Below are 21,459 nucleotides of genomic sequence, written 5' to 3'. Positions count from 1 at the left end.
GCACTGGCAGTTTCCGGCTTAGCGGGAGGCAGTGATGAGCTGATCGAACTCTTTGAGCAGGACCTGCAGCTGCCGATCCTTGCCCTGGACATTGCGCGCAGCGAAGACCATCTCGGCCATCTCCTGAATGCCCGAAGCGTTCGGCAGTGGCAGGTCGTTCTCGAGGATGGCCTTCATGCGTGGCAGGAAGATCCATTGCAGCCACTGCTCAAAATCCAGCGTATCGACGGAAAATGGTTCGACACTGGCCAGCGCCTCAGCACTTGGCGGGAGCTCGTCCCACCAACCCTGAAGACGCAACTCGCGCTCGATCAGCAACAGCTGTTCGGCGATCTTCGGAAATCGTACATCCATCAGAGCGAAACCTTGGCCTTTTGACGAGCCAGCGCCGCGCCTGCGGAGTCGCCCTGTTTTTCACGCGCCTGGGCAATCAAACCCCACAGGCTTGCTTGAAGGTCCGGGCGCCCACTGGCAAACGTCAAACCACGCTGAGCGAACTGCTCGGCTTGTGCCGCATCACCCTGGGCCAGGCGCACTTGTGCCAGACGATAAAGCACTTGCGGCTCACGCGGGGCAACCCGCTGAGCACGCTCAAGGCTGGAGGACGCGCCATTGAGATCGCCGCCCGCCTGTTGCTGCTGAGCGGTGGTCAGCAAGGCCAACACCGGACCGTCCAGCTGCTCGTCGGCAGACAAACCACCGGCACTGCTGGCGGAGGGAATCCCGCTCGGCGTCGATGGCATGCTGTAGTTACCCTGATTGATCGGTGCCGACTGGATCGGTGCGCTGTCAATCGGACCCGGAGTAATCGGACCGGAGCTGATCGGGCCAGGGCTGATCGGTTGAGTGCTGATTGGCGTCGAAGTCGTCGCGCCGCCACCCGGTATCATCACCACCACGCCAGTGTCACCCTGTGGGATCGACTGAGTCTGGGCTTGTGCCGGACGTTTCACGGTAGTTTTGCGGAAACCGCCATTGGCAGAGATCCGCTCACTGTTGGACACCGCCGTACCGGAGTCGACCACTGGAATCGAGCCATGCTGCACACTGGAGCAGCCGCTGAGCAAAGCCAGAGCTGTCACCGTAACCGCTGGAATAAACCACTTGTTCACTTGAAACCCTCTTCGCTTAATTCATCCAGCCCTTGACCCAATCCATCACCGATTCACCTGATGCAGGGCTTGAACCACCGCATGCAGCGCCGGGAGGCGGTTCGCTGCCGCGAATATACGGCATCTGCACTGCGCCTGGGCAGCTGGCTTCAGAGCCCTGCCCGGTACGCGAATCGACCCAGGCCTGAACGATGTTATCCGGCTGCGGCATATCCAGCGGCAGCGGGTCGGCCTTGCGCATGAAACTGGTCCAGACTTGCAGCGCACCCGTGGCGCCGGTGAACGGCGTCTTGCCGTTGTCATCGCGCCCCAACCAGACTACCGCCAGCAGATCCTGACTGAAACCGGCGAACCAGCTGTCTCGCGAGTCGTTACTGGTACCGGTTTTGCCCGCCAGCGTCAAAGTCTTGGGCAGCACGTTATAGACCGAGCTGCCAGTACCTTCACGCATCACGCGCTGCATGGCGCTCTGGATCAGGTAGATGGATGCCGGATCGAAACGCTGCTGAATCTGGAACGGATAACGCTTGAGCGGCTGACCTTCGGCGGTCAGTACGCTACGAATCCCACGCATCGGCGTGTTGAAACCGCCGTTGGCCAAGGTCTGGTACATGGTTGCCACTTCAATCGGCGTCAAGCCACCGGCACCCAGCAACATCGACGGGAACGCCGGGAACTCACGGGTAACGCCCAGACGTGCAAGGGTTTTCAGGACGTTCGGCACACCGACTTCCAGACCCAGACGCGCAGTCGACAGGTTGTAGGAATGCGCCAGACCCTGGTACAGGAAAACCGTACCGTGGGAACGACGGTCATAGTTCTGCGGCTTCCATACCTGACCATCCGCACCTTTTACCGAGAAGGACTCATCGGACAGCCAACTGGTCAACGTGTACTGGCTCGGCTTTTCGAGCGCAGTCAGGTACACCGCCGGCTTGATCAGGGAACCGATTGGCCGCACCGCATCCAGCGCGCGGTTGAAGCCGGCGAAACTCGCCTGACGGCTACCGATCATGGCCTGGACTTCACCGGTTTCAGGGTTGGTCACGACCATCGCCGCTTCAACGTCTTCCGAACCTTTACGGCCGGCAAGGCGCTTGAACGTATCGTTTACCGAGGCTTCAGCCTTCATCTGCAGGATCGGGTCGAAGCTGGTGAAAATCCGCAGGCCCTCTTCGGTCAAGTCTTCGTCGCGGTAGTCTTCGCGCAGCTGGCGCTTGACCAGATCGAGGAAGCCTGGGAACGAGCTGTCTGCCAGGCTGCCGCGCTTGGTTACGCCCAGCGGCATCTGCTTCGCAGCAGCGACTTGCTCGGCGGTGGCGACACCTTGCTGTTCCAGCAGATCGAGCACCAGATTGCGTCGCTCAAGCGCGCGCTCCGGGTAGCGACGCGGGTTGTAATAGGACGGCCCTTTGACCATGCCCACCAGCAACGCGACTTGATGCAACTTGAGTTCGGACAGCGGCTGACTGAAGAAGAACTGACTGGCCAGACCGAAGCCGTGGACGGCACGCTGCCCGTCCTGACCGATGAACACTTCGTTGAGGTAAGCCTCAAGAATGTCCGGCTTTTTGTAGTGCAGCTCCAGCAGCATCGCCATCATCGCTTCGGTCAGCTTACGGCTCAGGCTGCGCTCGTTGGTCAGGTAGAAGTTCTTGACCAGTTGCTGCGTCAACGTACTACCGCCCTGACGCATTTGCCCGGCCGAGGTGTTGACCCAAATGGCCCGCATGATCGACTTCGGCGACACACCGAAGTGGTGATAGAAGTCGCGGTCCTCCACCGCCACCAGCGTATCGAGCAGATACGGTGGCACCTGATCGATCTTGATCAGGATGCGGTCTTCGAGGTTTTTCGGATAAAGGCCACCAATCAACAGCGGCTCAAGGCGCACCACCGACAGTTTTGAACCGTTGGTCGACGACAGCTCGGCGACGTAATCGCCCGAGAAACGCACACGTACCGGTTGAGCCTGCTCCAGGCCTTCATAGAACTGGAAGCCACGGGTGTTCAAATCGACGGTATTGCCGTTGACCGATGCCGCGCCCGGTCCATTGGCCACGCTTTCGCGACGATAACCCAGGGCGTCGAGCTCGACGAGAAAGTCATCCTTGCTCAACTTCTGTCCGACGAACAGCTCGAGCGGGCGCGCATAAACCTTGGCCGGAATGGTCCAGCGCTTGCCGGAAAACTTCTCCTGGACCACAGCGTCAAGGTAAACCGCGAAGCCTGCCAGCACCACGAGGCCGACCAGACTGAGCTTCAGAGCCCAGCCTAACCAGGGGCGCAAGCCGCTAGAAGGAGGTTTTTTAGGGGAACGAGGGGATCGGGTACGAGTCATGGCGGCGGATTATACGCACTTTATTCCTGATCAACATGAGCCCGGCGAGGTTTGCGTTAGCCCGGCTTGCCGCCATAATGTTGCCCTTGAATTTTCCCAGACTCTGAAGGATCACCTGTGAGCCAGTCCCTGATCGCTGCCCTGCAAAACCCGGCCCTCTACCCACATCCTGTAGATGGATTCCAGGTCATCGAGACGCACATCTCCTGGGTGCTGCTCACTGGCCCCTACGCTTATAAAGTGAAGAAGCCGGTCAATTTCGGCTTCCTCGACTTCACGGGTCTCGAGTCGCGCGAACATTTCTGCGGCGAAGAACTGCGACTGAACCAGCGCCTGACCAGCGATTTGTATCTTGAAGTGTTGCCGATCACCGGCAGCGTTGAAGCGCCTCAATTTGGTGGCACCGGTCCAGTGCTCGATTACGCGCTGAAAATGCGCCAGTTCCCGCAAAGCCAGTTGCTCAGCACCCTGCAAGCCAATGGTGAACTGACGACCGCGCACATTGACGAGATGGCCAAGCAGATCGCCCGGTTTCACCTCAGCGCACCGAAGGTTCCGGCAGCTCATGAAGCTGGCACGCCTGAAAGCGTCATGGCGCCTGTGCGGCAGAACTTCGAACAGATCCGCCCATTCCTCAGCGAAAAAGCCGACCTGCTGCAACTCGACGCCCTGCAAGCCTGGGCCGAAAGCAGCTTCGAACGCCTGAAACCCCTATTGGCCCAACGTAAGGCCGAAGGTTTCATCCGCGAATGCCACGGTGACATCCATTTGGGCAACGCCACCGTGATCGACGGCAACGTGGTGATTTTCGACTGCATCGAATTCAACGAACCGTTCCGCTTCACCGACGTCTATGCCGACTCCGGTTTCCTGGCGATGGACCTCGAAGACCGTGGTCTGAAAAGCCTGGCTCGCCGCTTCATGAGCCAGTACCTGGAACTGACTGGCGATTATCAGGGCCTTGAGCTGCTGAACTTCTATAAAGCCTACCGCGCACTGGTTCGTGCCAAGGTCAGCCTGTTCAGCATGCCCGCCGAGGCTGATCCGCTGCAGCGCGCCACGACCCTGCGTCAGTACCGCAACTACGCCAACCTGGCGGAAAGCTATAGCACTATTCCATCACGCTTCATGGCGATCACCCACGGTGTTTCCGCTGTCGGCAAAAGCCACGTAGCCATGAGACTGGTAGAAGCACTGGGAGCGATTCGCCTGCGTTCCGATGTCGAGCGCAAGCGTCTGTTCGGCGAACAGCACGTACCGAACGACCCGCAAGCCGGTATCTACAGCACCGACGCCAGCGCCGCCACCTATACCCGCCTGCATGAAATCGCTGACGTGATTCTGCGCGCCGGTTTCCCGGTGGTCATCGACGCGACTTACCTCAAGCGTGAACAACGCGATAGCGCGGCAAAGATCGCCGAAGCGACGGGCGCGCCGTTCCTGATCCTTGATTGCAATGCGCCACAAGCCGTGATCGAGAGTTGGCTGGCGCAGCGTCAGGCAGATAAGAACGATCCATCTGACGCCAATCTGGCTGTTATCGCCGCTCAACAAGCCAATCGCGAGCCGCTGACACCGGCAGAGATTCTTTGCAGCAAACGTGTTCAGACCAATGAAAGCGGGACCCTCGACACCGTGGTCGCGCAGATTCGTCAGCGTCTGCCGGGGCTGTAAGAAACTATTTCAGGCGCGAAGCCCTAACCGGCTTCACGCCTGCAAAATAGTGGCACTATAATGGCGTCATAAAACCAACAGGTGACGTCCCATGAGCCAGCCAAAACTTCTCGATACTCCGCTATTTGCCCTGCTGCACAAAGATGACATCACCGGTTTCAATCGCGAAAGGCCCAAGTCCGGACCTATCGATATGGTCGGTGGCGATTTCCGCGGCCTCGACCTGCGCGAACTGGATGCCGAAGGTATCGACTTCAGCGACGCTTATTTTCGCTCTGCCGACCTGCGTGGCATCGACTTTCGCAATGCCTCTCTGGAAGGTGCGAGTCTGGCCCACGCGCAAATCTCCGGCACCTACTTCCCGCCCGAGCTGAGCGCTGACGAAATTCTCATGTCGATGAATTTCGGTACTCGCCTGCGCTACCGCGCCCGATAACACCTGCCGTCACCTGAAGTCCGGCGCCTCCACTCCGCGCCGGACTACCTGTTGCATTGCCTTTCAAAGTCCTCTCCTACTGCCCTCACAGCCCTTTCCAGTACTCTCTGGCAGAACGCCTTAGAAGCTTTTGCGTTCAAACTGACCAAACAACCACGCTTTTCCTGCTGACCGCTACACTCCTTTAAGACTCGCCCACGCACTCTTCGGCTGTCGCAAGGAGGCTTGATGAATGATGAACTGCAACACCTGAAAAACCTTGGCAAGACGTCGGCGCAATGGCTACATGCCGCGGGCATCCATAGTGCCTCGGACTTGCGCCGCCTGGGCGCAGTGGATGCTTATCGGGCAGTGCGCACTCGCGGGTTTCGTGCATCGAAGGTGTTGTTGTATGCGATTGAGGGGGCGCTGATGGACGTGCACTGGAACGACATCCCCGCCGAACGTAAGGACGCACTCAATAAACAGCTCGACGCCATTTCGTCACGTCACAAGGTCTAAAGCCCAGCATTTACGGGCAATTCGAACACGTGTTTGGCGAAAGAGAAAAGAATTCAGAAAACATCGATTGACTTAGAAATGAGAATCGTTATGATTATCGCAACTGATCGCGAGATCAGCTGATCTTCTGAAAGGCCATTGGTTCGGACTCTCAGATTATCTCCTCATCAGGCTAATCACGGTTATTTGACCCGGCTCTTGCCGGGTCTTTTTTTGTCTGTCGAACAGTACTTCGCGAGATACGTCGACTGCTTACTGACGCATTTGCGCGCAATAGTCCTGTGCGGGTCGGGCTGCCGTGTACCAGACATAATCAGCCGAAGCCGACGAGACCTCCGCCCCCTTCTCCGCCAACATCACCACCACAGGCGCCGAACGGTCACCCAGATCCTGCACATGTACCGGCACGCCAATGTCCAGCCGCGCGTGATAAGCACCGGCAAACAGCAGCGCTGGCGCGGGTGCTGCCAGCAGTCGCTCGGCCATCTGCCGATCACGTTGTTGCTGAACCGCCAGCATCGCCGACATCCGGCTTTCGGGCAACAACCCGCAATGAGACTCGCGAATTTGCGCCAGCAGCTCATTCTTGACCGCTGCCGTATTCGACCGGGTCCCGCTCACGGCCGGCGCTTGCTTATAAATGCGCCGAACGTCCGCCGAGTCCAGATTCGCCGCCAGTAACGGATAAGGCTGAGCCAGGGCATACCGCACAATCGGCCCATACAGGTTCCAGTCCCAACCCGATTGCCAGGCCAGTGCCGCCGGCAAATCGGCAGGCCAGCGAGCAACGCTCAACGCATGGACCTCATCGACGCGCTTCTGCTGATCCGGCGTCAGCATTTCCAGCAACACACTGCCCTGGGCCCGGCGCTGGGCCAATGCCTGCAATAACCACAGTTGCGCATGATGGTGATCAGGATTGTCGTGCTGCTCGCCAACGATCACCCGTGGCGCCGCGGCCAACCGTTCGACCAGCGTTTGTGCGCTCAGACGCTGACCGCTGTGCAGATCGCGAATCACGCCAGCCGGTGGATCCATGGCACTGGGCGTCATGTTTTGACAGGCGCCCAGTAACAACAGCGCCAGAATCAATATCCCACGCATGAGGTCACCTCAACGGGCGATGATCAGCGGATGCCCGCGCTCCGGGTGCGGCTGCACCAATACATCCAGCCCGAACACGGCTTTGAGCGGTTCCGGCCGCAGCACCTGCTGCGGTGTGTCCAGCGCATGCGGACGGCCACCTTCGAGCAGCAGAATACGATCACAATAACGCGCCGCCAGATTCAGATCATGCAGAATCACCAGCACCGCTGCCCCGCGATCGGCGAACTCACGAATCGCCTGCAAGGTGGTGTGCTGATGCAACGGATCGAGCATCGACGTCGGCTCGTCGAGCAGCAAGGTTTGCCCGGCCTCCCCCGGCCAAAGCTGCGCCAATACCCGCGCCAGGTGCACACGCTGGCGCTCGCCACCGGACAGGGCCAGGTAACTGCGGCCACTCAAATGCCCGACATCGGCGGCCTGCAAGGCGGCAGCGATAATTTCGTCATCGCGCATCCGACCTGTTTGATGAGGCAAACGCCCCATACCGACCACTTCCTCGACGCGGAACGCAAAATCCAGGGTCGAGGTCTGCGGCAATACCGCCAAGCGTTGCGCCCGTTCTGCGCCATCCCAATCGCTCAGTTCCCGTTGATCAAGCCAGACATATCCATGATCCGCACGTAACTCGCCACACAAAGCACCGAGCAACGTGCTTTTGCCCGCGCCGTTGGGGCCCAGCACTCCGAGGACTTCCCCGGGCTTGAGCTCAAGATCGATGTCTGCCAGGACGATTTTTTTGCCGCGGCAGATCTGCAGATTTTCCACTCGAAGCATCAGGCGCGACCTCGTAACAGCAAATACAGGAAGAACGGTGCGCCGATAAACGCCGTAACGATGCCAATCGGCAATTCAGCCGGAGCCAGCGCCAGCCGCGCCACCAGATCGGCAAACAGCAACAGGCTGGCGCCCGCCAGGACAGAGGCCGGTAACAGCACGCGATGATCGGGCCCCGCCAGCAGTCGCACCAGATGCGGCACCACCAGCCCGACAAAACCGATCATCCCCGCCGCCGCAACAGCGGCGCCGACGCCCAGTGCAGTGCAGAACACCAGCTCACGCTTGAGGCCTTCGACATTGATCCCCAAATGGCTGGCCTCGGACTCACCGAGCAACAGCGCATTCAGCGCCTTGGCCCGACGCGGCAACCACAGCGCTACCGCGGCGCTCACCAGCAGCAGTGGCCAGAGTCGCGCATAGCTGGCGCCATTCAGGCTGCCCAGGTTCCAGAAGGTCAGCGTACGCAAGGTTGCATCGTCCGCCAGATAAGTGAACAAACCCACCGCCGAGCTGGCCAGTGCCGTCAGGGCGATGCCCGCCAGCAACATGGTTGCCACGTTGGTCTGGCCGTTACGCCGACCGAGACGGTAAACCAGCGCGGTAACTCCGAGTCCGCCAAGGAACGCACACAGCGATAACAGATACGGGCCGATCGCCTCAGGCAAGCCGCCAAACAGCGCGCCGCCGACAATCGCAATCGCCGCGCCCAGCGCTGCACCACTGGAAACGCCGACCAACCCCGGATCCGCCAGCGGGTTGCGGAACAACCCCTGCATCGCCACGCCGGACAAGGCCAGCACCCCGCCCACCGCCAGACCGAGCAAGGTACGCGGCAAGCGAATCTGCCCCAGAATCAGCTCGGCCTGCTCCAGCCCTTCAGCAGGAACCGGCAATCCAATCATCCGCAGCGCGGCGCGCAAGGTATCGAGCAGTGGCAAGCTGACCGGGCCCAGGGCCAATGACAACCAGATCGCCAACAAACACAGCAGACTCAGCCCAATGAACAACGAACGAGGTTTGACCAGAGTACTCATGGCGCGATGTTTGCCTTGGCCGATTCAGCGGGATAGAACCCGGCGGACAACTTCACCAGGTTTTCCGGCAAGCGCGGCCCCAAGCCGCCAACCAACAGCGTTGGGTCCAGCTCGAACACCCGCCCGGCCCTGGCTGCCGGAGTCGAAGCAAGAATCGGGTTTTCCTTGAATAGTGCGGCACGCGCGGCGTCACCGGTCAGCGCCCGGTCGGCAAACACCAACACGTCTGGCGTCAGGCCGGCCAGGGACTCGACAGAAAAAGGTTTGTAACCGGTATGGGTCGCCAGGTTATGTCCACCCGCCTGTTGCAACAGCCAATCGGCTGCGGTGTCCTTGCCGGCGATCAGCGGTTTGCCACCAGCGTGCCCCAGCAGTAACAACACACCCGGCGCCTTCTGCTTGACCTGAGCCTGGCGGACCCAGGCTTTCTGCTGTTCAAGTTGCTGTTGATAACCTTGGAACAACGCCGTGGCCTGCGGCTCGCTACCGAGCAACTTACCCAGGTGCTGCAAGTTGCCTTGCAGGGTTGGCAGGTCCGCCTGCGCAGAGAACAGTTCAACCTGCACACCGGCACTGCGAATCTGCGACAACACCGGCGACGGGCCCATTTCTTCGGTGCCAACAAGAATCTGTGGACGCAAACTCAGAACGCCCTCCGCCGACAATTGCCGTTGATAGCCGATACTCGGCAAGCCCTTGAACGATTCGGGATGTTGGCTGGTGCTGTCGACACCGACCAGTTTCGACTCGCCGCCCAACGCACTCACCCACTCCGACAGCGCGCCGCCAGCACTGACCCAGCGTTGCGGCAATTCGGTCGCTTGAGCCCCATGGTTGACCAAAAGTCCGACACAGAGCGCAATAGCGCTGGTACTCAGGCGCATAACAGGGTTTCCTTTGAGGAGTTTTCCCGCAGGATCAAGGCGTCATCAGCTACGCAACCACCACGGGCGAAACACTCATTTGATAATTGTTTGCATTTGCACGTCAAGCGCAGACACATTTGCTAACCAGTGAACGCGCACGCACAACCGCCAGAGGCCAGAGCCTTCGGCACTTGAGGATAGTCATGAAGTTTCTTTGCACCAGCGCCGAGCTGGTCGATGCCAGCAGCCGTGGTTTCGAGATCGACGGCCAGAAGCTGTTTGCCGTGCGCCGTGAAGGCCAGGTCTATGTATATGAAAATCGCTGCCCGCATCGCGGTGTCGGGCTGGAGTGGCATCCCGACCAGTTCCTCGACCCCAGCGCCAGCCTGATCCAGTGCGCCACCCATGGCGCATTGTTTCTGATCGAGAGCGGTGAATGCGTGGCCGGCCCCTGCGCCGGGCAATCCCTCAGCGCCCGGGTGTGTCGCGAAGACAGCCAGGGAATCTGGGTTCAATCTTAAGAACTACTCTCCTCAGGAGCTCATATCTTCAAGAGCTCAGGAACACCTCCAGACGACGGTCGACGCGCACCTCGTGCGAGGTCAGGCTCACGCCGTACGCCAACACTTCAACCCCCGCTGCTTTCGCCTCACGCAAAGCGGCCGCGTACCCCGGATCGATCTCCTCGGCCGGACGCACCGCGTCGATGCCCGTCAGATTGACGCAATACAACTGCACCGCGCGGATACCGTCCCGCGCCAGGCACGCCAACTCGCGCAGATGCTTGGCGCCACGCTGCGTCACCGCATCGGGAAACGCTGCGACCGCTGAACCGTCGAAGCCCAGCGTGACGCTTTTGACTTCAACGAAGGCCGGGCCGCTCGGGTAGTCGAGACGAAAATCGATGCGGCTGTTTTCCTGACCATACGGCACTTCACGTTTGAGCCCGATGAAGCCATTGAGCTCGGTGATCAAACCGTCACGCAGCGCTTCTTCGATCAACGTATTGGCCCGCGCCGTGTTGACGCAGGCCAGCCGCCCTTGCGGGGTCTCGCTGATTTCCCAGGTGCCGGGCAACTTGCGTTTCGGATCGTTGGAACGGCTGAACCAGACCTGCCCGCCTTCGACCATGCAGTTGAACATCGAGCCCGTGTTGGGACAGTGAATGGTCAGCAACTCGCCGCCAACGGTTTCGATATCAGCGAGAAAACGCTTGTAACGTCGGATCAGCCGACCTTCTTCGAGAGGAGGATTGAAGTGCATCAGCCTTGCCAGCTCCGCAAGCCACGGGCAATCCGCGCCACCGCTTCCTGCAAACGCGGCAGGCTCTGGGTGTAAGCGAACCGCACATGATGACCGGCCTGATACCGACCAAAATCCAGGCCCGGGGTGATGGCGACGTGTTCGGTTTCCAGGAAGTGCCGGCAGAAGGCAAATGCATCACCGCCAAAGGCACTGATGTCCGCATACAGATAGAAGGCGCCTTCCGGCTCCACGGCAATCCCGAAACCCAATTCACGCAAGGCAGGCAGCAGAAAGTCCCGGCGGCGCCCGAACTCGGCCCGACGCTCTTCGAGAATGCTCAGGGTGTCCGGCTCGAAGCAGGCCAGAGCGGCGTGCTGAGCCATGCTCGGCGCACTGATGTAAAGGTTCTGCGCGAGTTTTTCCAGCTCGCCGACAGCCGCCGCCGGAGCGACCAGCCAACCCAGCCGCCAGCCGGTCATGCCGAAATACTTGGAGAAACTGTTCAGCACAAAAGCGCTGTCATCGACTTCCAGCACGCTGGCAGCGTCGGTGCCGTAGGTCAGGCCGTGATAGATCTCGTCCACCACCAGATGGCCATGGCGCTGCTTGATGGCTGCTGACAACCCGGCCAGTTCCTCGCGGGTCAGGACGGTCCCGGTCGGGTTGGCCGGTGAAGCGACCAGTGCACCAACGCTGTCGTGGTCCCAGTAGCGCTCGACCAGGCCCGGCGTCAGTTGATAGCGCACGTCCGGGCCGACCGGCACCAGTTGCGCCGCGCCTTCCACCAGCCGCAGGAAATGCCGGTTGCACGGGTAACCCGGGTCGGCCAGCAGCCAGTGCTTCCCCGGATCGACCAGCAAGGCGCTGGCTAACAGTAACGCGCCAGAACCGCCCGGCGTGATCAGGATGCGCTGCGGGTCGATGTTCAGCCCGTAACGTTGCTGATAGAAGCCCGAAATGGCTTCCCGCAGCTCTGGAATACCGCGAGCGGCGGTGTAACGGGTTTTCCCCGCCGTCAGCGCAGCCTGGCCGGCCTTGATGATCGGCTCGGCGGTGGTGAAGTCCGGTTCGCCGATTTCCAGGTGAATCACGTCGTGCCCGGCCGCTTGCAACTCATTGGCGCGCGCCAGCAATGCCATGACATGGAAAGGTTCGATAGCGCGGCTACGCGCACTGTAGGGCTGAGCCATTAGCCTTCCTTCAACGGGGGAAAAAATTGATTCTACCCAAGCGCAGGAACGAGCGAGAACCTAAAGCGGTCACAACCGAAAGTTCACCCGTAAAAGAGCTGATACATAAGGCTCAGGATTGACTAAAATCAATATCTGATCAGGTCTCCAGACCCACCAGACAAGGCTTTGCAAACATTTGCAAGCCTTACGGACCGCAGCCTCGACATCCGGGAGTAGCGCGCTCCGATTTGATCTGGTAAGTTCGCCCGCTTGCAGCCGCAGGGCCGGCAGGTGTCGGTGATGGAGCAATCCTGCGCAATGGATTACAAGAGTAGAGGCGGTCCATTTCATGCCCACCCAAGCAAAGCAACAGCAAAACCAGTCGATCAGCGGCTTCGAACCCTACAAAGAAGTGAAGGGTGAGGAGTACATGGGCCAGCCCATGCGCGCTCACTTCACCAAGATCCTGAACAAGTGGAAACAGGACTTGATGCAGGAAGTCGACCGTACTGTTGATCACATGAAGGACGAAGCGGCCAACTTCCCCGACCCGGCCGACCGTGCCAGTCAGGAAGAAGAATTCAGCCTTGAATTGCGTGCCCGCGACCGCGAGCGCAAGCTGATCAAGAAAATCGACAAGACCCTGCAACTGATCGAAGACGAAGAATACGGTTGGTGCGAGTCGTGTGGCGTTGAAATCGGCATTCGCCGTCTCGAAGCCCGCCCTACCGCCGACATGTGCGTCGACTGCAAGACCCTTGCAGAAATCAAGGAAAAGCAAGTCGGCAAATAAGCCTCGACTTGAACGAAGAACGGAGCGTGCGAACGCTCCGTTTTTGTTTCTGACCGTTTTGTTCTTTCAATAAACATCGCGCCCATGACTGCCATTAAATCCGTCGCCTACATCGGGCGCTTCGCTCCCACCCCCAGTGGACACCTGCACTTCGGCTCGCTGGTCGCGGCATTGGCCTCGTACCTTGACGCCCGCTCGGTCGGCGGCCGTTGGCTGTTGCGCATGGAAGACCTCGACCCGCCTCGGGAAGAGCCCGGCGCCCAGGCGGCGATCCTCAAGGCACTGGAAAGCTACGGTTTCGAATGGGACGGCGAAATGGTCTGCCAGAGCGACCGTCACGACGCCTACGCGCAGGTGTTGAATCAACTGTTCAATCACGGCCTGGCCTACGCCTGCACCTGCTCGCGCAAAAAACTGGCGCCTTATCACGGGATTTACCCAGGCCTGTGCCGCAACGCCGGTCACGCCAGCGAAGACGCGGCGATCCGCTTGCGCGTCCCGGAGTTGGAATATCACTTCACCGACCGCGTGCAAGGCGAGTACCGCCAGCACCTGGGCCGCGAGGTCGGCGACTTCGTGATCCGTCGGCGCGACGGGCTCTATGCCTATCAGCTGGCGGTGGTACTCGACGATGCCTGGCAAGGCATCACCGATATTGTCCGCGGTGCCGACTTGCTCGATTCCACCCCGCGCCAGTTGTACCTGCAAGAACTGCTCGGCCTGCCGCAACCGCGCTATTTGCACCTGCCGCTGATTACCCAGCCAGACGGCAACAAGCTCGGCAAGTCCTATCGCTCGCCGCCATTGACCGAAGATCAGGCCACGCCCCTGTTGCTGCGCGCCCTGCGCGCGCTGGGGCAAAAACCTGGCCGCGCACTCGACGACGCCAGCCCCCGGGAAGTACTGAACTGGGGCATCAGGCACTGGGATGCGATGCTAATCCCGCGCACACTGACATTGCCCGAAGCGCAATTACGCTGACTAAGCTTGCAGCTTGGCGCCCATCCGTTACCATCGCCGCACGTTTTCGGGCACGCACACAATAAAGAGAGGCCGGGATGTACATCTATCGCTTGGTCCTGCTTCTGGTAGTGGGGATCTATCTGTTCTCCCCAGCCATCATGGACTGGTGGATCGACGCCACTGGCGCCTGGTATCGCCCGTATCTGCTGTGGCTGATTCTGATCGTCGTGACCTTCATCCTGCAGAGCCAAAAAGATGCCGATGAGCTTTAGCCTGACCCAGATGATCCTGATCAGTGCCGCCTACCTGGCGGTACTGTTTGGTGTTGCCTGGATCAGCGAACGCGGAATGATCCCGCGAGCGATCATTCGCCACCCGCTGACCTACACCTTGTCCTTGGGTGTCTACGCCAGCGCTTGGGCGTTCTACGGCACGGTCGGTCTGGCCTATCAATACGGTTACGGCTTTCTGTCCAGTTACCTCGGGGTCTCCGGGGCGTTTCTGCTGGCGCCGGTGTTGCTGTACCCGATTCTGAAGATCACCCGCACCTATCAGCTTTCTTCTTTGGCCGACCTGTTTGCGTTTCGTTTCCGCAGTACCTGGGCCGGCGCTCTGACCACAATTTTCATGCTGATCGGCGTGCTGCCGTTGCTGGCGCTGCAGATTCAAGCCGTGGCCGACTCGATCGGCATCCTCACCCATGAACCGGTTCAGCATCGGGTCGCCCTGAGTTTTTGTGCGCTGATCACCCTGTTCACGATTTTCTTCGGTTCGCGGCATATTGCGACCCGGGAGAAGCACGAAGGCCTGGTGTTCGCGATTGCCTTTGAATCGGTGATCAAACTGATCGCGATTGGCGGCGTCGGGCTTTACGCCTTGTACGGCGTGTTCGACGGCCCGCAACAGCTGGAAGTCTGGTTGCTGCAAAACCAGACCGCCCTCGCCGCCCTGCACACGCCGCTGCAAGAAGGTCCATGGCGCACGCTGCTGCTGGTGTTCTTCGCCTCGGCGATCGTGATGCCGCACATGTACCACATGACGTTCACCGAAAACCTCAACCCGCGCTCGCTGGTAAGCGCGAGCTGGGGCTTGCCGCTGTTCTTGCTGCTGATGAGCCTGGCCGTACCGCTGATTCTCTGGGCAGGCCTGAAACTCGGCGCCACCACTAACCCGGAATACTTCACCCTCGGCATCGGCATTGCCGCCAACAGCAAAGCCCTGGCACTGCTGGCCTACGTTGGCGGGTTGTCGGCTGCCAGCGGGTTGATCATCGTCACCACCCTGGCACTGTCCGGGATGGCCCTGAACCATCTGGTGCTGCCGCTTTATCAGCCGCCTGCCGAAGGCAACATCTACCGCTGGCTGAAATGGACCCGCCGCGCCTTGATCGTCGCGATCATCATGGCCGGGTATGGTTTCTATCTGCTGCTGGGCGCCGAACAGGATCTGGCCAACCTGGGCATCGTCGCGTTCGTTGCCACCCTGCAGTTTTTGCCCGGCGTACTGTCCGTCCTGTATTGGCCAACCGCCAACCGTCGCGGCTTCATCGCCGGGTTGCTGGCGGGGATTCTGGTCTGGCTGGTGACCATGCTGTTGCCGCTGGTCGGCAACCTGCAAGGCTTCTATATCCCGTTGCTGAACATGATCTACGTGCTCGACGACACCAGTTGGCACATGGCGGCGATCGCGTCGCTGGCGGCCAACGTGCTGATGTTCACGCTGATCTCGCTGTTCACCAACGCCAGCACCGAAGAAGCCAGCGCCGCCGAAGCCTGTGCAGTGGACAACGTGCATCGCCCGCAACGCCGTGAACTGCACGCCGCGTCACCCCAGGAATTCGCCACCCAACTGGCCAAACCGCTCGGCGCCAAGGCTGCACAAAAGGAAGTCGAACAGGCCCTGCGTGATCTTTATCTGCCGTTCGACGAGCGCCGCCCGTACGCCTTGCGCCGACTGCGTGACCGAATCGAAGCCAACCTCTCCGGCCTGATGGGCCCGAGCGTTGCGCAAGACATGGTCGAAACCTTTCTGCCATACAAGGCCGGCGGTGAAAACTACGTCACCGAAGACATTCACTTCATCGAAAGCCGTCTCGAGGACTATCACTCGCGCCTCACCGGCCTTGCCGCCGAACTCGATGCCCTGCGCCGCTATCACCGCCAGACCTTGCAAGAATTGCCGATGGGCGTTTGTTCGCTGGCCAAGGATCAGGAAATCCTCATGTGGAACAAAGCCATGGAGGAGTTGACCGGAATCGCCGCGCAGCGTGTGGTTGGCTCACGCCTGGGCACCCTCGGCGAGCCGTGGAAAGAGCTGCTGCAAGGCTTCATCAACCTTCCGGACGAGCACTTGCACAAACAACACCTGGCCCTGGACGGCCAGACGCGCTGGCTGAACCTGCACAAAGCGGCGATCGACGAACCGCTCGCGCCCGGTAACAGCGGCCTGGTGTTGCTGGTCGAAGACCTGACTGAAACCCAGATGCTCGAAGACAAACTGGTGCACTCCGAACGTTTGGCGAGTATCGGTCGGCTGGCGGCCGGCGTGGCCCATGAGATTGGCAATCCGATCACCGGCATCGCGTGTCTGGCGCAGAACCTGCGCGAAGAGCGCGAAGAAGACAGCGAACTGAAGGAAATCAGCGGGCAAATCCTCGAACAGACCAAACGCGTGTCACGCATCGTTCAATCGCTGATGAGCTTCGCCCACGCCGGCAGCCACCAGCACAACGACGAACCGGTCTGTCTGGCCGAGGTGGCCCAGGACGCCATTGGTCTGCTGGCGCTGAACCGCCGCAACTTCGAAGTGCAGTTCTTTAACTTGTGCGATCCCGAGCATTGGGTCGATGGCGACCCACAGCGGCTCGCCCAGGTGCTGATCAACCTGCTGTCCAACGCCCGCGATGCATCGCCGGCCGGCAGTGCGATACGGGTAAAAAGTGAAGCCAGCGAACACACGATCGATCTGATCGTGGAAGACGAAGGCAGCGGTATCCCATCGAGCATCATGGACCGATTGTTCGAACCCTTCTTCACCACCAAGGATCCTGGCGAAGGCACCGGTCTGGGCCTTGCACTGGTCTATTCCATCGTTGAAGAGCATTATGGACAAATCACCATCGACAGCCCGGCTGATACACAAAGCCAACGCGGCACCCGTATCCGGGTGACCTTACCGCGTCATGTCGAAGCGACGTCCGCTGTGAACTGAGACCGTCGAGAGAATCGAATCAATGCCGCACATTTTGATCGTCGAAGACGAAACAATTATCCGCTCCGCCTTGCGCCGCCTGCTGGAACGTAACCAGTACCAGGTCAGCGAAGCCGGTTCAGTGCAGGAAGCACAAGAACGCTTCAGCATTCCCACGTTCGACCTGATTGTCAGTGACCTGCGCCTGCCTGGCGCACCGGGCACCGAACTGATCAAGCTGGGCCAGGGCAAGCCGGTGCTGATCATGACGAGCTACGCCAGCCTGCGCTCGGCAGTCGACTCAATGAAGATGGGCGCGGTGGACTACATCGCCAAGCCCTTCGACCATGACGAGATGCTCCAGGCCGTCGCGCGTATCCTGCGTGACCGGCAATCGGCGCAGAGCTCCGTGGGTGAACCCTTGGTCGGCAAAGCCGCCAACGGCTCGGCGAAGTCTGCTGTCGACAACAGCAATGGCGAAATCGGCATCATCGGTTCCTGTCCACCGATGCAGGACCTGTACGGCAAAATCCGTAAAGTGGCCCCGACCGATTCCAATGTGCTGATTCAGGGCGAATCCGGCACCGGTAAAGAACTGGTGGCCCGCGCCCTGCACAACCTGTCCAAGCGCGCCAAGGCGCCGATGATTTCTGTAAACTGCGCAGCCATTCCGGAAAGCCTGATCGAGTCCGAGCTGTTCGGCCACGAGAAAGGCGCGTTTACCGGTGCCAGTGCCGGACGCGCGGGCCTGGTTGAAGCAGCCGACGGCGGCACCTTGTTCCTTGACGAGATCGGCGAACTGCCACTTGAAGCCCAGGCGCGCCTGCTGCGCGTGTTGCAAGAAGGTGAAATCCGCCGCGTGGGCTCGGTGCAATCGCAGAAGGTCGACGTACGCCTGATCGCCGCGACCCACCGTGACCTGAAGAGCCTGGCCAAGATTGGCCAGTTCCGTGAAGACTTGTATTACCGTCTCCACGTGATCGCGCTGAAACTGCCTGCCCTGCGCGAGCGTGGCGCGGACGTCAACGAAATCGCCAATGCGTTCCTCGCCCGCCAGAGTGCGCGCGTGAATCGCACCGACCTGAAGTTCGCTCCAGACGCCGAACAGGCGATTCGTCATTACTCCTGGCCGGGCAACGTGCGCGAACTGGAAAACGCCGTCGAGCGTGCCGTCATCCTGTGTGAGAGCCCGGAGATTTCTGCCGAGTTGCTGGGCATCGATATCGAGCTCAGCGACCTTGAAGATGACGAGTTCATCGGCCTGGCACCGCAACAGGGCAGCACCGGCAACACCAGCCACGAGCCCACCGAAGACCTGTCACTGGAAGACTACTTCCAGCACTTCGTCCTCGAACACCAGGATCATATGACCGAAACCGAACTGGCCCGCAAACTCGGAGTCAGTCGCAAATGCCTCTGGGAGCGCCGTCAGCGCCTGGGCATCCCGCGGCGCAAGACCGGCGTGACCAGCGAGAGCTGAACGTCAGCTGTCGAGTGTGCGAGTAACACATGACAGTGTGAAAAAACTGTTACCGCAGCTTTTTCTCGTAACAGAAGCCGGGGCTTACGGTAACGAAGCCCCGGCTTTTTTTTGGCCCTAAAAAAGCAATTCAGGCACCTAACCCCTTGTTTTGCTGGGCTTCGAAAAAGTTGGCACGGCACCTGCTATATGTTTAGTACAAGAACAATAACAAGCAATGCACAAGACAATAAAAATAAGACGAATCGACTCACGCACAATAAAAACAAGACGGCGAGAGGCGTAGCTAACTGATTCTTTTGGAGAGGCGTTGTATTTGGGGCTTGCCCCGCAACCAGGCCGAGAACAACAAAAACTGCCCTAAGGCAGAGCCTGAACTGGTTGGATCACTGGATCATTGCAACACAGCGACCAAAGCAATCCGTTTGCTCTTGGCTCCCGATTGGGAGGGTCATGAAGGAAACTTTCATGACAAGGGCGTTACACAAAAACAAGAAGCCCGAAACCAAAAATAAAAATAGAGCATGCAACTACTTCTTGGGGAGCTTCGGCTCCCCTTGTGGTTTCTAGCGTTTAGCCCAAGGCGGCCTGTAGCAACTGCCTCGCATAGCTCGACAGCTGCTACGGAGATCAGCGCAGCTTCCTACACCATCCCCCGACTAAATGCTAGAATCCCCGCCCATCATGCGGTCATTCTTCGTTTTGGCCGAACATTCCTTCAAACAGTGCATCCCATGCTGAAGAAGCTGTTCCAGTCATTCCGTTCCCCCTTGCGTCGTACGCAACACATTCGCAGCACGCCTGAAGTGCTCAACAGCGGCCAACACTCGCTGCAACGGGCTCAGTTTAGCCGTTATGCGGTGAACATCGTCGAACGTCTGCAGAACGCCGGCTACCAGGCTTACCTGGTCGGTGGCTGTGTGCGCGACATGCTGCTCAACATCACACCCAAGGATTTCGACGTTGCCACCAGCGCCACGCCGGAACAGGTTCGCGCCGAGTTTCGCAATGCGCGGATCATCGGTCGCCGCTTCAAACTGGTGCACATCCATTTTGGCCGCGAAATCATTGAAGTCGCGACTTTCCGCGCCAATCACCCGCAAAACGACGACGAAGAGGACAGCAACCAGTCCTCGCGCAACGAAAGCGGGCGCATTCTGCGCGACAACGTTTACGGCACTTTGGAGGAAGACGCGCAACGCCGTGACTTCACCATCAACGCCCTGTATTACGATCCGGTCAGCGAGCGCATTCTCGACTACGCCAACGGCGTACACGACATCCGCAATCACCTGATCCGCCTGATCGGCGACCCGACCCAGCGTTACCAGGAAGACCCGGTGCGGATGCTCCGTGCGGTGCGTTTCGCCGCCAAGCTGGACTTCGGCATCGAGAAACACAGTGCCGCGCCAATCCGCAACTTGGCACCGATGCTGCGCGAGATCCCGTCGGCGCGCTTGTTCGAAGAAGTGTTGAAGCTGTTCCTTTCGGGTCATGCCGCGGACACCTTTGAGATGCTGGTCGACCTGCAATTGTTCGACCCGCTGTTCCCGGCCAGCGCCGAAGCACTGGAACACAATCCGACTTACACCCACACCCTGATCAGCGAAGCGCTGATCAACACCGACCTGCGGATCAAGCAGAACAAGCCGGTGACGCCAGCATTCCTGTTCGCCGCCCTCCTTTGGCCAGCGTTGCCGGCCCGCGTACTGCGGTTGCAGGATCGTGGCATGCCGCCGATTCCGGCCATGCAGGAAGCAGCTCACGAACTGATCAGCGAGCAATGCCAGCGGATCGCGATTCCAAAACGCTTCACCCTGCCGATTCGCGAGATCTGGGACATGCAGGAACGTCTGCCGCGCCGCAGCGGCAAACGTGCCGACCTGTTGCTGGACAATCCGCGATTCCGTGCCGGTTACGACTTCCTGCTACTGCGCGAAAGCGCTGGCGAACAGACCAATGGCCTGGGTGAGTGGTGGACGGACTATCAGGACGCCAACGAAAGCGAACGCCGCGACATGATCCGCGACCTCAGCGGCAAGGACGACGGTGCCAGCGGTGCGCCGCGTAAACGTCGCCGCAGCGGCGGCGCCAAGCGCAAACGCGCCGCTGGCACACCGAGTGCGTCAGGCGAGTAAATCGATGGAACGTATTTACATTGGCATGGGCAGCAACCTCGCTGCCCCCGCGGAACAATTGCGCAGCGCCGTCGAAGCACTCGCGCAGTTACCCCAAACAGCTCTGGCGGGGGTTTCGTCCTTCTATCAAAGCGACTCCTTGCTGCCGGGCCAGCCGCGTTATACCAACGCGGTGGCCGCGCTCGACAGCACGCTTGCGCCGCTTGAGCTGCTGGATGCGCTGCAAGCCATCGAAATCGACCAGGGTCGCGAGCGCCATGAACGCTGGGGTCCGCGCACGCTGGATCTGGATATCCTGCTGTTCGGCGATCGACTGATCGACGAGCCCCGCCTCAAAGTCCCCCATTACCACATGCAGGCCCGAGCCTTTGTGCTCTACCCATTGGCCGAACTGGCGCCAGCTGACCTGCAACTGGCGGACGGCCGTCCCCTGCGCGAGCTGCTCGCTGCTTGTCCGTTCGTCGGGCTGGAACGCCTCCCCGCACCGACAATCTGAATTGACGCTAAAAGATCGCAGCCTTCGGCAGCGCCTACGTGGCACGAGTTCGAGCCGTGCATTTGTAGGCGCTGCCGAAGGCTGCGATCTTGGTGATGCCGGCCACGCCGCCGGTTGCAGGAATCCTGCTGAATC

The 21,459-nt window shown here is 60.0% G+C and carries 20 protein-coding genes; 11 read left to right on the top strand and 9 right to left on the bottom strand.

The genetic code is table 11. From position 1 onward, the window contains the following. Nucleotides 1-18: 18 nt before the first annotated feature. Genes BLL42_RS18100 through mrcB form a run of 3 tightly spaced genes read right to left on the bottom strand, consistent with a single transcriptional unit; the run spans nt 19 to nt 3,453 of the window. Complete coding sequence (locus BLL42_RS18100) at nt 19-354, bottom strand: YqcC family protein (RefSeq protein WP_071553304.1); 336 nt, start codon at nt 352-354, stop codon at nt 19-21. Then, complete coding sequence (locus BLL42_RS18095) at nt 354-1,112, bottom strand: tetratricopeptide repeat protein (protein ID WP_071553303.1); 759 nt, start codon at nt 1,110-1,112, stop codon at nt 354-356. The genes BLL42_RS18100 and BLL42_RS18095 overlap by 1 nt, the downstream gene beginning before the upstream one ends. 16 nt (nt 1,113-1,128) lie before the next feature. Continuing rightward, the gene (gene mrcB, locus BLL42_RS18090) at nt 1,129-3,453 is read right to left on the bottom strand and encodes a penicillin-binding protein 1B (protein WP_071553302.1); all 2,325 of its coding nucleotides are present in this window, start codon (nt 3,451-3,453) and stop codon (nt 1,129-1,131) included. Between the two features lie 117 nt (nt 3,454-3,570). Here mrcB and BLL42_RS18085 point away from each other — a divergent pair, with 117 nt between their 5' ends. From BLL42_RS18085 to BLL42_RS18075, 3 genes are all read left to right on the top strand, one after another. Continuing rightward, nucleotides 3,571-5,127 (top strand): bifunctional aminoglycoside phosphotransferase/ATP-binding protein, encoded by a 1,557-nt coding sequence (locus tag BLL42_RS18085; protein WP_071553301.1) that lies wholly within the window; start codon nt 3,571-3,573, stop codon nt 5,125-5,127. Nucleotides 5,128-5,218: 91 nt separating this feature from the next. Further along, nucleotides 5,219-5,563: a pentapeptide repeat-containing protein gene (locus BLL42_RS18080; protein WP_071553300.1), complete on the top strand. Its 345-nt coding sequence runs from the start codon at nt 5,219-5,221 to the stop codon at nt 5,561-5,563. A gap of 228 nt (nt 5,564-5,791) precedes the next feature. After that, the gene (locus BLL42_RS18075) at nt 5,792-6,064 is read left to right on the top strand and encodes a TfoX/Sxy family protein (protein ID WP_071553299.1); all 273 of its coding nucleotides are present in this window, start codon (nt 5,792-5,794) and stop codon (nt 6,062-6,064) included. Nucleotides 6,065-6,316: 252 nt separating this feature from the next. Here BLL42_RS18075 and BLL42_RS18070 read toward each other — a convergent pair whose 3' ends face one another. The 4 genes from BLL42_RS18070 to BLL42_RS18055 are packed head-to-tail and all read right to left on the bottom strand — an operon-like array spanning nt 6,317 to nt 9,866. After that, the gene (locus tag BLL42_RS18070; RefSeq protein ID WP_071553298.1) at nt 6,317-7,168 is read right to left on the bottom strand and encodes a ChaN family lipoprotein; all 852 of its coding nucleotides are present in this window, start codon (nt 7,166-7,168) and stop codon (nt 6,317-6,319) included. Between the two features lie 9 nt (nt 7,169-7,177). Next, on the bottom strand, nt 7,178-7,945 hold the full coding sequence (locus BLL42_RS18065; RefSeq protein WP_071553297.1) for a heme ABC transporter ATP-binding protein: 768 nt from the start codon (nt 7,943-7,945) through the stop codon (nt 7,178-7,180). Beyond that, nucleotides 7,945-8,928 (bottom strand): FecCD family ABC transporter permease, encoded by a 984-nt coding sequence (locus BLL42_RS18060; protein WP_167368566.1) that lies wholly within the window; start codon nt 8,926-8,928, stop codon nt 7,945-7,947. The genes BLL42_RS18065 and BLL42_RS18060 overlap by 1 nt, the downstream gene beginning before the upstream one ends. A gap of 50 nt (nt 8,929-8,978) precedes the next feature. Next, nucleotides 8,979-9,866 (bottom strand): heme/hemin ABC transporter substrate-binding protein, encoded by an 888-nt coding sequence (locus tag BLL42_RS18055; protein ID WP_071553295.1) that lies wholly within the window; start codon nt 9,864-9,866, stop codon nt 8,979-8,981. A 185-nt stretch (nt 9,867-10,051) separates the two neighbouring features. Between BLL42_RS18055 and BLL42_RS18050 the strand changes: the two genes are divergently transcribed. Beyond that, the gene (locus tag BLL42_RS18050) at nt 10,052-10,369 is read left to right on the top strand and encodes a Rieske (2Fe-2S) protein (protein ID WP_071553294.1); all 318 of its coding nucleotides are present in this window, start codon (nt 10,052-10,054) and stop codon (nt 10,367-10,369) included. A 28-nt stretch (nt 10,370-10,397) separates the two neighbouring features. On the opposite strand, the gene sfsA is transcribed toward BLL42_RS18050, so the two are convergent. Together sfsA and BLL42_RS18040 are read right to left on the bottom strand one after the other, a co-directional pair. Then, a complete protein-coding gene (sfsA, locus tag BLL42_RS18045; protein ID WP_071553293.1) occupies nt 10,398-11,111 on the bottom strand; it encodes a DNA/RNA nuclease SfsA in 714 nt (237 codons plus the stop codon). Further along, on the bottom strand, nt 11,111-12,283 hold the full coding sequence (locus tag BLL42_RS18040; protein ID WP_071553292.1) for a pyridoxal phosphate-dependent aminotransferase: 1,173 nt from the start codon (nt 12,281-12,283) through the stop codon (nt 11,111-11,113). Before BLL42_RS18040 ends, sfsA begins: the two co-directional genes overlap by 1 nt. A gap of 331 nt (nt 12,284-12,614) precedes the next feature. Here BLL42_RS18040 and dksA point away from each other — a divergent pair, with 331 nt between their 5' ends. From dksA to folK, 7 genes are all read left to right on the top strand, one after another. Beyond that, nucleotides 12,615-13,058 carry an RNA polymerase-binding protein DksA gene (dksA, locus tag BLL42_RS18035; RefSeq protein WP_071553291.1) on the top strand — a complete coding sequence of 148 codons (444 nt, stop codon included), beginning with the start codon at nt 12,615-12,617 and terminating at the stop codon, nt 13,056-13,058. An 84-nt stretch (nt 13,059-13,142) separates the two neighbouring features. Continuing rightward, nucleotides 13,143-14,039, top strand: coding sequence for a tRNA glutamyl-Q(34) synthetase GluQRS (gene gluQRS / locus BLL42_RS18030; RefSeq protein ID WP_071553290.1), 897 nt, complete (start codon nt 13,143-13,145; stop codon nt 14,037-14,039). Between the two features lie 77 nt (nt 14,040-14,116). Then, entirely contained in the window at nt 14,117-14,293 is a 177-nt protein-coding gene (locus BLL42_RS29730; RefSeq protein ID WP_003176118.1) for a hypothetical protein, read from the top strand. Then, nucleotides 14,277-17,231 carry a sensor histidine kinase gene (locus tag BLL42_RS18025; RefSeq protein ID WP_167368542.1) on the top strand — a complete coding sequence of 985 codons (2,955 nt, stop codon included), beginning with the start codon at nt 14,277-14,279 and terminating at the stop codon, nt 17,229-17,231. The genes BLL42_RS29730 and BLL42_RS18025 overlap by 17 nt, the downstream gene beginning before the upstream one ends. Nucleotides 17,232-17,253: 22 nt before the next feature. Next, nucleotides 17,254-18,690 (top strand): sigma-54-dependent transcriptional regulator, encoded by a 1,437-nt coding sequence (locus tag BLL42_RS18020; protein ID WP_071553288.1) that lies wholly within the window; start codon nt 17,254-17,256, stop codon nt 18,688-18,690. A gap of 734 nt (nt 18,691-19,424) precedes the next feature. Beyond that, on the top strand, nt 19,425-20,828 hold the full coding sequence (locus tag BLL42_RS18015; protein WP_071553287.1) for a polynucleotide adenylyltransferase PcnB: 1,404 nt from the start codon (nt 19,425-19,427) through the stop codon (nt 20,826-20,828). Nucleotides 20,829-20,832: 4 nt separating this feature from the next. Next, entirely contained in the window at nt 20,833-21,324 is a 492-nt protein-coding gene (folK, locus tag BLL42_RS18010) for a 2-amino-4-hydroxy-6-hydroxymethyldihydropteridine diphosphokinase (protein WP_071553286.1), read from the top strand. Nucleotides 21,325-21,459 lie beyond the last annotated feature (135 nt).

The organism is Pseudomonas frederiksbergensis (genome assembly GCF_001874645.1).
Taxonomy (GTDB): Bacteria; Pseudomonadota; Gammaproteobacteria; order Pseudomonadales; family Pseudomonadaceae; genus Aquipseudomonas; species Aquipseudomonas frederiksbergensis_B.
This window is presented reverse-complemented; position numbering and strand designations above follow the sequence as displayed.